The 12,216-nt window shown below is 72.0% G+C and carries 11 protein-coding genes; 7 read left to right on the top strand and 4 right to left on the bottom strand.

Annotated elements, in window-relative coordinates; all coding sequences use genetic code 11:
- The first annotated feature begins 66 nt into the window (after positions 1-66).
- Positions 67-618 carry a DinB family protein gene (locus tag AB0B57_RS18305; protein ID WP_357070598.1) on the top strand — a complete coding sequence of 184 codons (552 nt, stop codon included), beginning with the start codon at positions 67-69 and terminating at the stop codon, positions 616-618.
- A 14-nt stretch (positions 619-632) separates the two neighbouring features.
- Here the strand turns inward: AB0B57_RS18305 and AB0B57_RS18300 are convergent, their stop codons facing one another.
- Both AB0B57_RS18300 and AB0B57_RS18295 read right to left on the bottom strand, forming a co-directional pair.
- Entirely contained in the window at positions 633-1,385 is a 753-nt protein-coding gene (locus AB0B57_RS18300; RefSeq protein WP_357070595.1) for a hypothetical protein, read from the bottom strand.
- 315 nt (positions 1,386-1,700) lie between these two features.
- Positions 1,701-2,441, bottom strand: coding sequence for a 3-oxoacyl-ACP reductase family protein (locus AB0B57_RS18295; protein ID WP_357070592.1), 741 nt, complete (start codon positions 2,439-2,441; stop codon positions 1,701-1,703).
- A 163-nt stretch (positions 2,442-2,604) separates the two neighbouring features.
- Between AB0B57_RS18295 and AB0B57_RS18290 the strand changes: the two genes are divergently transcribed.
- A complete protein-coding gene (locus tag AB0B57_RS18290; protein WP_357070589.1) occupies positions 2,605-3,084 on the top strand; it encodes a GNAT family N-acetyltransferase in 480 nt (159 codons plus the stop codon).
- A gap of 91 nt (positions 3,085-3,175) precedes the next feature.
- Positions 3,176-4,318, top strand: a complete 1,143-nt coding sequence (locus tag AB0B57_RS18285; RefSeq protein WP_357070586.1) for a polysaccharide pyruvyl transferase family protein — start codon at positions 3,176-3,178, stop codon at positions 4,316-4,318.
- Positions 4,319-4,326: 8 nt separating this feature from the next.
- Here the strand turns inward: AB0B57_RS18285 and AB0B57_RS18280 are convergent, their stop codons facing one another.
- Complete coding sequence (locus AB0B57_RS18280; RefSeq protein WP_357070583.1) at positions 4,327-4,533, bottom strand: hypothetical protein; 207 nt, start codon at positions 4,531-4,533, stop codon at positions 4,327-4,329.
- A gap of 81 nt (positions 4,534-4,614) precedes the next feature.
- Here AB0B57_RS18280 and AB0B57_RS18275 point away from each other — a divergent pair, with 81 nt between their 5' ends.
- The 3 genes from AB0B57_RS18275 (at position 4,615) to AB0B57_RS18265 (ending at position 9,419) form a co-directional block, all read left to right on the top strand.
- Positions 4,615-5,133, top strand: a complete 519-nt coding sequence (locus AB0B57_RS18275; protein WP_357070580.1) for a DinB family protein — start codon at positions 4,615-4,617, stop codon at positions 5,131-5,133.
- A gap of 97 nt (positions 5,134-5,230) precedes the next feature.
- The gene (locus tag AB0B57_RS18270) at positions 5,231-8,428 is read left to right on the top strand and encodes a DEAD/DEAH box helicase (protein ID WP_357070577.1); all 3,198 of its coding nucleotides are present in this window, start codon (positions 5,231-5,233) and stop codon (positions 8,426-8,428) included.
- 73 nt (positions 8,429-8,501) lie between these two features.
- Positions 8,502-9,419 carry an SWIM zinc finger family protein gene (locus AB0B57_RS18265; RefSeq protein ID WP_357070574.1) on the top strand — a complete coding sequence of 306 codons (918 nt, stop codon included), beginning with the start codon at positions 8,502-8,504 and terminating at the stop codon, positions 9,417-9,419.
- Between the two features lie 4 nt (positions 9,420-9,423).
- Here the strand turns inward: AB0B57_RS18265 and AB0B57_RS18260 are convergent, their stop codons facing one another.
- The gene (locus tag AB0B57_RS18260; RefSeq protein ID WP_091409372.1) at positions 9,424-9,681 is read right to left on the bottom strand and encodes a DUF3040 domain-containing protein; all 258 of its coding nucleotides are present in this window, start codon (positions 9,679-9,681) and stop codon (positions 9,424-9,426) included.
- Positions 9,682-10,111: 430 nt separating this feature from the next.
- Here AB0B57_RS18260 and AB0B57_RS18255 point away from each other — a divergent pair, with 430 nt between their 5' ends.
- Positions 10,112-12,214 carry a DUF1800 domain-containing protein gene (locus AB0B57_RS18255; protein WP_357070571.1) on the top strand — a complete coding sequence of 701 codons (2,103 nt, stop codon included), beginning with the start codon at positions 10,112-10,114 and terminating at the stop codon, positions 12,212-12,214.
- Positions 12,215-12,216: the final 2 nt, after the last annotated feature.

Below are 12,216 nucleotides of genomic sequence, written 5' to 3'. Positions count from 1 at the left end.
CACGGAATCCTATTCGTGTCCACGCGGGATGGACCGGCCTCGGTCGGCCCGTTAGCCTCGATCACCATGACCAACGCCGACGAGCACGGTCACCCCGAGCCGCCGATCGCGGGCGACGAGACCGCCACCCTGCTGGGCTCCCTGGACCGGCAGCGCGCGACTCTCGCCTGGAAGACCGGTGGGCTCGACGCGGACGGTCTGCGGGCGACGCTCGGCCCGTCGTCGATCACCCTGGGTGGGCTGCTCAAGCACCTGGCCTTCGTCGAGGATCTCTACTTCTCGCTGAAGCTGGCCGGGCGTTCACCCGGACCACCGTGGGAGACCGTCGACTGGGCCGCGAACCCCGGCTGGGACTGGCACTCCGCCGCCGAGGACACCCCGGAGCAGCTCTACAACCTCTGGCGGGAGGCGGTGGCCCGTTCCCGGGCCACCGTCGCCGACCTGCTGACCGACGCCGGTCCGGAGCAGTTGGCGCGGGGCGAGTGGCCGGACGGTCGCGTGCCGAGCCTGCGCCGGGTTCTCGTCGACCTCATTGAGGAGTACGCCCGGCACGTCGGCCACGCCGACCTGATCCGGGAGTCGGTGGACGGGCTCACCGGCGAGGATCCGCCCCGCTGAGGACGCGGCCGGTTTCACCTCAGGGTGGCGTGCAGCCGATCCAGTTCGCGCTGGGTGCCGATGGCCGAGCGGTGCTCAGGGTGCTCCACGTACTGCCGAATCGTGTTCGCGAGGAACCCCGGCTCCACGTGCAGCCGTCCGGCCGCCAGCGGATACGGGTAGGGCGGCTTGCCCGGCACCGCGGGCACCCGCATCAGGGGGATGCTCGCGGCCTTCGGGGGCGGGGGAGGCGGTCCACCGGGAACCAGGCGATCCCAGGGTAGGAAGGTCCGCCTGACAAGGCCCTTTGCCGTGATGCCATCGCGGTCCAGGGTGAGGCGCGGCCGGTTCAGCAGCAGGGTGAGCGCGATACCGCCCAGGACGAGGAGCGGGACAGCGATGGCCAGCGCCAGCACCCCTGGTATCTGGACGAGTTGTGCGCGATCCTCGCCGGCGATCCGTTCGGTCTGCACGAAGGCCGCCGCGATCCAGCCAAGGACCATCGACCAGGGGCCCATCCAGCGCGGGCTCGACGGCGCGACGAAGCGGTTCCGCGCCGCGTCCACCTGCCAGGTCGCGGGCCGCCGGTTGCTCCTGGTCAACAGGTTGTAGCCGGCCCACGGCACCAGGAGCGTGCCGGCCAGGACGGCCACCCACGTCAGGAGGGCGACGCCATTCGGATCGATCCGCCAGGTCAGCGGCTTGAACCACAGCTCGGCGCAGACCCGCAGGGCGAGTGCGGCCACGGCGAAGGGCCAGACCAGCAGGCGTGCCGCGCGAAGGGACATGGCCGGCACCGTAGGCGGTCCGGTCAAGCCGACGAGCGAGCTGGTGATCAGCGGTGCTGGTTGAGGTCAACGCCGTTGCGTTAGGTGGAACGGCTGTTCGTCAACCAGCACTGTCTTGTCGATCATGGAGTTGTGGTGGGTAACAGAACGCCCGTAAAACCCCCAAAGTCGGCACCACAACTCCATGATCGCCAAGCCAGGCCCAGATCGGGCACTTCCTGTCCCGGGTTGACCCGCTGGCTACAGCCCTAACGCAACGGTGTTGTGGTTGAGGTTGGGCGGCGTCGCGGCGCCATCCGACGCCGCCCGGGGTCCTCAGCTGGTGAAGCCGCCGTCCACATTGAGCACCGCACCTGTCACGTACCCGGCCTCGGGGCTGGCCAGGTGCGCGACGGTGGCCGCGATGTCGGCGGGGCGAGCGTAGCGGCCGACGGCGGTGAATCCCCTGATGGCCGCCGCGTTCGGGCCGTCCGCCGGATTGGCGTCCGTGTCGGTCGGCCCGGGGTTGACCAGGTTGACGGTGATGTTCCGTGGGCCCAGCTCGCGGGCCAGGCCCCGGGTCAACCCGACGAGCGCGGTCTTGCTCATGCAGTAGAGCGTCAGCCCGGGGAAGACGGCCCGTTCACCGACGTTGCTGCCGATGCTGATGATCCGTCCGCCTTCGCCCAGGTGCCGCAGCGCCGCCTGCACGGCGACGTACGGTGCCCGGATGTTCACCGCGATGGTCTGCTCCAGCTCCGCCGGGCCGAGTTCGTCCATGGCACCGACCAGGAAGACCGCCGCGTTGTTCACCAGGATGTCCAGCCGACCCAGGTCGGCGGCCACCCGGTCGACCGCGCCCCGCACGGCGCTCGGGTCGGCACCGTCGGCCTGGATGGCCAGCGCCCGCCGGCCCAGCGCCTCGATCTGTTTCACCACTGTCGCGGCCCGCTCCGCGTCCTGCCGGTAGGTCAGCGCCACGTCGGCGCCGTCCTGGGCCAGGCGCAGGGCGATGCCGGCCCCGATGCCGCGAGAGCCCCCGGTCACCAGGGCGACCCTGTCGTTGAGTGTCATCATGCAAACGATCATGTAGCCGCGCCGACTGCCCGTCTGGCGGCAATCGGACCCCTCGTTCCCACCCCCAGGTCCGAAACCCGCGCCCGTGCGCGACCGAACCCGGTGGCGCGCCCAGGTCTGATCTGCTGCACTCTTCACCGGCGACGACAGAGGGGAGGATTCGGTGGAGTTGACGTTGACACCGATGACCGAGCAGGACCTGACCCGGCTGCTCGGGGAGTTGGAGCAGGGGTACGCGGAGGACCTGGTCGTGAACCGGGGGTTGACCCCGGAGGCGGCCCTCGAACGGTCGGTCAGCCAGATCCGGGAGTCGCTGCCGGCGGGCGCGGCGACCGAGGGGGCGCTGCTGCGGCTGGGCCGGGTCGACGACACCGAGATCGGCTGGATCTGGGTGACCCTGCCGGCGGCGACCGCCCCGCGCCAGGCCTGGATCCACAACATTGAGGTGCATCCGGAGCACCGGGGACGCGGCTACGCACGCCGGATGATCCAGCTCATCGAGGTCGAACTCGCCCAGCTCAACGTGCCCGAGTTGGGTCTGAACGTCTTCGGTACGAACGTCGTGGCGATCGGGCTCTACCGGAGTCTGGGCTTCGAGGTCACCTCGCAGCAGATGGCGAAGCGGATCACCGCGGCGAGTTGAGCCGGGAGTGACCCAGGACGGTCCCCCCGGCAGGACTGTTCACCTGCCCAGCGGGAAACCGGCGCGGACTGCACCTGGGGAGGAGCGACGGATGACGCATGGCGCCGGACTGACCATCGGTGTGCTCGGCTCGTACGGTGGGCGAAATCTCGGCGACGAGGCGATCCTCACCGGCCTGCTCACCGATCTGCGCACGCAGGAACCAAACGCCCGGATCATTGTCTTCTCCCGTAACCCGGAGCACACCCGGGCCGCCCATCCGGATGTCGAGGCGGTGCCCTGGGAGGGCGTCAGCCGTACCGACTCCGCCCTGGTCCTGGCCCAGCTCGATCTGCTCATCCTGGGCGGCGGCGGCATCCTCTACGACCGGGAGGCCCGCCGCTACCTGCGGGTGGTCCGGGTCGCCCAGGAGCGTGGCCTGCCCCTGATCACGTACGCGGTGGGGGTCGGGCCGCTCAGCGACGGGGTGGACACCGGCATGGTCCGGGAAACGCTCTCCGGCGCGACCCAGGTGACGGTCCGGGACCAGGAGTCCCGGATGGTGCTGGAGGAGGCCGGCCTGCTCAACCCGATCACGGTCACCGCCGACCCGGCCTTCCTCCTCCAGCCCGAGGACTTCCCGGCGCACCTGCTCGCCGAGGAGGGCGTGCCGGTCGGTAAGCGGCTGGTCGGGATCAGCGTGCGGGAGCCGGGGCGGGCCGCCGAGCGGCTGGACGTGGACGGCTACCACCGGCTGCTGGCCCAGATCGGTGACTTCCTGGTGCACCGGATCGACGCGTACGTGCTGTTCGTGCCGATGGAGCGCGACGACATCCGGCACGCCCACGGGGTGCTCTCCCACATGGTCGCCGCCGATCGGGGGCGAATCCTGCACGGCACCTACTCTCCACAGCAGGTACTCGGGCTGATGCGGCACTTCGACCTGGCCGTCGGCATGCGCCTGCACTTCCTGATCTTCGCGGCGATGGTCGGCACACCGTTCCTGCCCCTGCCGTACGCCGGCAAGGTCTTCGACCTGGCCCAGCGGCTCGGCGTGCCGGCCCTGCGCGGCGTGGAGCGGGAGGTCGAGGGGCCACTGTTGGCCGAGGTCGACAGGCTGTGGGACGAGCGGGAGCAACGCGCCGAGGCCACCGCCCGCCGGGTGGCGGAGGTGTGCGAGCAGGCGCGGGGCACCTCGGAGGTCACCCGCGGCGTGTTGGAGGGCCTGCGCAGCCAGGCCCTGACCCGGGTCTGAGTGGGCGCTCAGACCGCGGGGCCGGTCCACCGGTAGCGCCACTCGCTGGCCTCGTCGTGGGCGGTCTCCAGCTCGTAGATCTGTGCCCCCGCCAGCCCACCCGAGCCGAGGTGATGGTGGGTCAGCGGTGGACGGCCGTTGCTGTCCAGTTCGACGGTGATGGTCTGCCCGTCCGCCGAGCCGCCGACGAGAAGGATTCGCACGGATGAAGCCATGCGCCCATCCTGCCCGTCGTGTCGCCCGCCCGCAGCGATAGCGGGGCAGCGGGCGACCCGGCCCGTGGCTAGGGTCGGCGGATGGAGCAGACGATCGATCCGACGCTCGGTCCGGTGCTCGCCCGCACCGGCGACGAGCGCGCCGTACTGGACTCGTTTCTCGACTTCCACCGTGGCGTGCTGCTGCGCAAGGTGCGCGGTCTCTCCGACGCCGACGCCAGCCGACGCCTGGTGCCCTCGGCGACCACGCTCGCCGGGCTGGTCAAACACCTGACCCTGGTCGAGCGGAACTGGTTCCCGACCCTGCTGGCTCCCGAGCCGGGCGACGTCTACCTCACCTCGGCGGAGGACGCGGTGGCGAGCTTCACCCTCGGCGACCAGGACACCGTCGCCGGGCTGACCGAGGCGTACGAGCGGGCCTGCGCCCGGTCCCGTTCGATCGCCGCGCGTTTCGACCTCGACCACGTGGTGCCGCACCCGCAACTCGGCGAGGTGTCGCTGCGCTGGATCCTGGTGCACCTGATCGAGGAGACGGCCCGACACGCCGGCCATGCCGACATCCTGCGCGAGTTGACCGACGGCGAGTCCGGCGCGATCTGAACCTGATCTTCGTTGAGTTCGTGCCTGGGCCGGTGGGGCGCGTGATCGCCCAGCGGGGCCGCATATCCTGGGCGCGGGCGGCGACGAGGGGGAGCAGGTGCTGGTCATCCACGGGCTGTGGAAGCCCTGCGACGGCTCGACCGGCGGCCTCGCCGTCTGGGCCGAGGACAGCGTCGCGCCACCAGCGTCGACCCGTCCCGGCCGGCCGCCCCGGGAGCGCCCGCACCCCTTCGCCGCCGGGCACGCCGACCTGGCCGCCGTCCTCGGCGACGTCGCCGAGCCGACCCGCCCGGACACCGCGCTGCTGACCCTGCCCACCCGGGCCGGCACGCCCACCGACTCACCCGAGCTGATCCGGACCGCCGTCGCACCCCCGGCCCGCGGCCGGCTCACCCTGGCCGGGTGGCGGGTCCCCGTTCTGGTGTACGCCCCAGACGACGCGCTGCCGCTGCTACGCGCCCTGGACGACCTCCCGGCGGTGCCCGGAGCCACCCTGCGCCACCTCGCCGAGTTGGCCGACTTCGCCGCCGATCTGGTAACCCGGGGCCGGGTGCTCCCCGGCGTCGCCGCGTCGGCGGGCCGGGCGGTGGCGGACGCCGCGCCGGCCGGGGGCATGGCGGCGGGGGCTTCGTCGGGCGGTTCTGCGCAGGTGTCGGCGCGTGCGGTCTGGCGGCCGCTGTTGACCGGCACCGACGCCGGCTGGGCGCGATCACTGGCGTTGGCCCTGCCGCCGGCCACCCGAGCCGCCGCCGTGCCGCCCACCCCGACCTCGGCCGAGCTGGGTGGGGTTGAGCTGACGGCCGCCGCGCTGGTCGCGGACGCGCTCGACGCGTTGACCGACGCCGCCGCGCGGGCTGCTCTGGCGACCACCACGCTGGCCCGGGGACTGCGGCCGGGCGGCCCGGCACCGGCCTGGTTGGCCGCACTCGCCGGCCCTCGGCGTGACTTCACCGTCGATCCCCTGGCGTTGGCCACGCTGCGCGACGAGCTGGACGTCTGGCAGCGGGACGCCGCTGGCGGCCCGGTGCGGGCCAGTTTCCGGTTGGTGGAGCCAGCCCCCGACGAGATCACCGAACCCATCCTGGTCACCCGCCCGGCACCGGCCGACATCGTGCCGGTGGAGTCGGTCGGTGGCGGTCGGTGGCGGCTGGAGTTCGGGTTGCAGTCGGCGGACGAGCCCGGTCTGCACGTCGACGCCGGGCAGGTCTGGCGGGCGCCGCAGACGCTCGGCGGCCTGGCCGGTCGCACGAGCAGCCCGCAGGAGACGCTGCTGGCCGAGCTGGGTCGGGCCAGCCGGCTCTGGCCGGACCTGGACGCCGCGCTGCGCACCGCCGCTCCCGAGGCGATGGACCTGGATGTCGAGGGGGCGCACCGATTCCTCAGCGAGGGTGCCCCGGTGCTGCACGCGGCCGGCTTCGGGGTGCTGTTGCCCTCGTGGTGGCAGCGCCGGTCGGCGCGGCTCGGCGCTCGGCTGCGGGCCCGCAGCCGCACCGCGCCGGGCACTGTCGGTGGCACCGAAGCAGGTGTCGGCCTGGACGCCCTGGTCGACTACCGCTGGGAGATCGCCCTCGGTGACCAGCCGTTGTCCGCCGAGGAGCTGGCGGCATTGGCCGAGATGAAGACCCCGCTGGTGCGGCTGCGCGGTCGGTGGGTCGAACTCGACCCGGGGCGGCTCGCCGCCGGTCTGCGTCTGCTCCGCTCGGCGGGTGAGCTGAGCGTCGCCGACCTGCTCCGCCTCGGGCTGGCCGACGGCGAGGCCACCGGGGCGCTGCCGGTGCTGGAGGTGACCGCCGACGGAGCACTTGGCGACCTGCTCGCCGGGGCGGTCGAGCGCCGGCTCACCCCGCTGGACGCGCCGCCGGGTTTCCAGGGGACGCTGCGGCCGTACCAACAGCGCGGACTGGCCTGGCTTGCCTTCCTGCGCTCGCTCGGCCTGGGTGGCGTGCTCGCCGACGACATGGGGCTGGGCAAGACCGTGCAGTTGCTCGCGCTGCTCGCCGGGGATCCACCGGACGCCGGGCCGACGCTGCTGGTCTGTCCGATGTCGCTGGTCGGCAACTGGCAGCGGGAGGCGGCACGGTTCACGCCGACGCTTCGGGTGCACGTACACCATGGCGCGGAGCGCGCGCGGGGGGCGGAGTTCACCGCGGCCGCGCACGGTGCGGACCTGGTTCTCACCACCTACTCGGTGGCCGCCCGCGACGCCGTCGACCTGGCTGGCATCGACTGGCACCGGGTGGTGGTGGACGAGGCGCAGGCGATCAAGAACGCGTCGACCCGGCAGGCCGAGGCGGTCCGCGCGCTGCCCGCCCGGCAGCGGGTGGCGGTGACCGGTACGCCGGTGGAGAACCGGCTCGCCGACCTGTGGTCGATCATGCAGTTCGCCAACCCGGGTCTGCTGGGGCCGGCGGCGACGTTCCGTAAGCGGTTCGCCGAGCCGATCGAGCGCAACGGCGACGTCGAGGCCGCCGAGCGGTTGCGCCGGATCACCGGGCCGTTCGTGTTGCGCCGCCTCAAGACCGACTCGTCGATCATCTCGGACCTGCCGGAGAAGCTGGAGATGGAGGTGGTCTGCAACCTCACCGCGGAACAGGCCGCCCTGTACCGGGTGGTGGTCGACGACATGCTGGCCCGGATCGAGACCAGCGACGGCATCGAGCGGCGCGGCCTGGTGCTGGCCACCATGACCCGACTCAAGCAGGTCTGCAACCACCCGGCCCAACTGCTGCGCGACGGCTCGGCGTTGGAGGGCCGCTCCGGCAAGCTGGCCCGACTGACCGAGATCCTGGAGGAGGTGCTGGCGGCGGGGGAGCGGGCGCTGCTGTTCACCCAGTACGCCGAGTTCGGTGCGATGTTGCGGGGTCACCTGTCGGCGCGGTTCGGCCGGGAGGTGTTGTTCCTGCACGGCGGCCTCGGCAAGGCCGAACGGGACGCGATGGTGCAGCGCTTCCAGTCGGCGGACGGTCCGCCGCTGTTCGTCCTCTCCCTCAAGGCCGGTGGCACCGGGCTCACCCTGACCGCCGCCAACCACGTGGTGCACGTGGACCGGTGGTGGAACCCGGCGGTGGAGGACCAGGCCACCGATCGGGCGTTCCGCATCGGTCAGCGTCGGCGGGTGCAGGTCCGCAAGTTCGTCTGCGCCGGCACGGTGGAGGAGAAGGTGGCCGCGTTGATCGCGGACAAGCGCAACCTCGCCGAGCGGGTGGTCGGCACCGGCGAGCAGTGGATCACCGAGTTGTCCACCGGCCAGTTGCGTGACCTGTTCGCCCTGGAGGCCGGGGCGGTGGTGGAGTGAGCGAGCGGAGTGTGCGAACCATCAGGCACAGCGTGGTGCCTCACCCCGGCGCGGAGCGCAGCGGAGCGCTGGAGTGAGCCAGCCGAGTACCGACCGGTTCGCCGACTACGGGCGCCCCCGCAAGGTCGACGGGGGTCTGCGGGCGCGCAGCGCCCGGGGCGCGATCGGCAGTTCCTGGTGGTCGCGACGTTTCCTGGAGGTGCTGGAGTCCTTCGCGCTCGGCACCCGGCTGACCCGTGGCCGGTCGTACGCGCGGGCCGGTCAGGTGCTCACGCTCGACATCGCACCGGGGCGGGTCAGCGCGGTGGTGCAGGGCTCGCGCCCGCAGCCGTACCAGGTGTCGATCGCGCTGAAGCCGTTCCCGGCCGCACTCTGGTCCCGGATCGAGGCGGAGCTGGCCGGCCAGGCGTTCTTCAGCGCCCGGCTGCTCGCCGGGGACCTGCCCGACGAGTTGGAGGAGCTGTTCGTCGCCGCTGGCGCGCCGCTCTTCCCCGCCGCCGTCGACGAGCTGACCCAGCGGTGCAACTGCCCCGACTTCGCGGTGCCGTGCAAGCACCTCGCGGCGACGTTCTACCTGCTGGCCGAGGCGTTCGACGCGGACCCGTTCGAGTTGCTGCACTGGCGCGGCCGATCCCGCGCCCAGCTGCTCGACGAGCTGCGCGCCCGGCGCGTCGAGGCCACCGGCGCCGCCCTGCCACCCGCACCGGCCGGCCCACCGTCCGAGCCGGACGGATCGGAGTCGACCGTGGACGTCGTGGCACCGGTCGGCGCGGCCCGCGCGCTCGCCGGGCTGCCGGCGACGCCGCTGGCCGAATCGGCGGACCGGTTCTGGATGCCGTCCGTGCCGCTGCCCGATCGGCCACCCCGACTGGCGACCGGCCCCGACCTCCTGCTGCGCCAGCTCGGAGCGCCAGCTCCGGCCATCGGCGGGCCGGGGCTGCTGGAACGTCTGCGTCGTGCGTACCGGGCCTTCGGCCCGGCCGACCGGTGAGCCGTCACGTCCACCGGCGGCGGAACCGCCACATGATCGCGGCGTTCGCCACGAGCACCACCGCGCAGATCGCGCCGGTCAACCGGCCGGCGAACACGGCTATCGCTGGCAGCGACGCCCACAGCACGATGGTCAACAACATCAGGTAGCGGCCCCTGCGGGCCCGGGCCCGGTGGTCCAGCCGGTTGAAGAAGGCCGGGTCACTCTCCCGGAGCTGACGGGTGATCTGGTCGAACCTGCGCTGATCCTCTTTGCTGAGCATGGCGCTGCCTTCCCCTCACGCGTTCAGCGGTTCGGCGGCATACCCGCCGTGACGGCGGCTCACGCCCACCCGCTGCTGCTACTTTTCCGCCACGCGAGTGAACCTCATGTCCGGCTTACCCAAACCTTAAGTTTGTCTGTGGTGATGGGCGGCGCGGAACGTGTCGCCTCCGGCGGAGCGGTCCGATCTGTGCCCGGCTGCCGCACGTACGCCCTGCTGGGAGGGTCCGCGCTCGACTCCGGCCCGCCGCCCGATCCCGACGACGCGCTGAGCGCTGTCTTAAGTGCCCTCCTGCGGGTGTTCGGCCCACCTTGAAGGCACCTGAGGGCTTGGCTACCTTGCCGTAGCAACCCCCTCAGGCAACAGTCGCCGCACCTGCCGCACCTGCCGGTCGCAGTTCTCGGCGCTCATCAGAAATCGGGATTGGTACATGGCCGACCAGAATGTGCCACCACGTCGACCGCGGGACGACCGCGGTTGGGACGGACGCCAGCACCACAGCGCGGACGGCTACGGCGACCCCCACACGCCCGCGCCGTACGGGTACGACTCGCCCCACCCCTACCAGGGCGGCTACCCCGCCCAGGCCGACCCGCGCGAGCAGTACGGCGACGGTTACGCCCACGCCGGACACCCGGCCCCCGGCCCGCGCGGACCGCAGTGGGTCGGCCCGGAGGGTCTCGGCCGGCCGGCACCGGCGCGACCGGCCGGTGCCGGACTGCCCGCCCTCGACGATGACGACGACCCGGGCCGCAAGGTCGGCCGGCGCAAGGCCATGGTCGCCCTCGGCGGCACCGCCGCCGTCGTCGCCGGTGGCGCGGCGATCGCCATGACCCCGCAGTTCCGTGGCCTCTTCGGCGACGAGGCGGCAGCGGCCGGCGACGCGACCGGCAGCACGGTGACCGACGGCACCGCGGCGCGGCCCAGTGGCCAGCAGCCCAGCACGGTGCGGACGTACACCGAGCAGAACGAGAGCTACATGGGCTCTCGGGCCGGTGAGGCGCTGAAGAAGAACGCGCCGACAAGTGGACGGACCCTGCCCGGCCCGGCCGCCGCCGCGGCGGCGACCAAGGTGACGGTCAAGACGGTGCTGTCCAAGGACCCGATCCTGCACCTGGCCCGGCGCGCCACCTTCGGGCCCACGCCCGCGGTGATCGCCGACATCAAGAGCCAGGGCATCGACGCCTGGATCCGCGCCCAGTTGGAGCCGGACAAGATCGAGCCGAGCAAGGCCGAGCTGAAGCTCTCCGAACTGCCCACCCTGAAGCTCGACCCGCAGCAGTTGCGCACCCAGCGGGACCAGCTCAACGAGCAGGGCGCCCAGCCGGAGCGGGAGATGGTCGACGCCACCATCGCGCGGCAGATCTGGTCCAAGCGCCAACTGTTCGAGGTGATGGTCGACTTCTGGAACGACTTCCTGCACGTCGCGGCCGACTTCGACGGCGGCGAGGTCTACCGCAACTCGTTCGACCAGGACGTCGTGCGCAAGTACGCGCTGAGCAGCTACCCGGAGATGCTGGTCGCCGCGAACAAGCACCCCGCGCTGCTGATCTACCTGAACCAGAAGGACTCCCGCAAGGACGCGATCAACGAGAACCTCGCCCGGGAGAACCTCGAGCTCTACTCGGTCGGCGTCGACGGTGGCTACGAGGAGCAGGACGTCCGGCAGGCGGCCATGCTGCAGACCGGTCGCGGTATCGACCGGGACGGCAAGTACGTCTTCAAGCCGGAACAGCACTACGTCGGCAAGGTGAAGATCCTCGGCTTCACCCACGCCAACGACTCGCTGGACCCGAAGAAGGCCGACGCGGCGATCGACGCGTACATCGCCTACATCGCGCTGCACCCGTCGACGGCGAAGTACGTCGCGCAGAGCCTGGCGACCCGGTTCGTCTCGGACACCCCGCCGAAGTCCCTGGTGGACCGGCTGGCCAAGACGTACACCACCAACAACGGCCTGATCAAGCCGGTGTTGATGGCGCTGTTCAGCTCCTCGGAGTTCTGGGCCGGCGTGGGCCAGAAGGTGCGCCGGCCGATGGAGTACCTGGTCGCCACGTACCGCACCCTGGGCGTCTCACCGGACCCGTCGCCGAAGCACAACAACGGCGACAACAAGCGCACCCCGTACGCCCGGGGCCTGCGGCAGATCCACGACAAGCTGCGCGAGCTGGGCCAGTTCCCGATGGGTCAGCCCACCCCGGACGGCTACCCGGATGTCTACGTCGCCTGGACGTCGGCCGGCACCATGGTCAACGGCTGGAACGAGGCGGGCGAGATCATCGGTGGCTTCCGCACCACCTTCACGTACACGGCGCCCGAGAAGTTGATCGCCAAGCCGCCGGCCACCGCCGGGGCGTACGTGGACGCGCTCTCCCAGCGGCTGGTGGGTCAGCTGCTGAGCACGCGGGAGAAGACCCTCATCCTCGGTGTGGCCGGTGTGCCGGCGACTGCCAAGGTGGACGCCACGTTCAACGGGGCCATCACCGCCGTCGCGCGGGCGATCCTCGCTTCCCCCCAGCACCACCTCCGGTGAGG

It is taken from the genome of Micromonospora sp. NPDC049101 (assembly GCF_040648675.1).
GTDB lineage: Bacteria > Actinomycetota > Actinomycetes > Mycobacteriales > Micromonosporaceae > Micromonospora.
The sequence above is the reverse complement of the archived record's forward strand: the minus strand, read 5'-3'. Positions and strand labels throughout refer to the sequence as shown.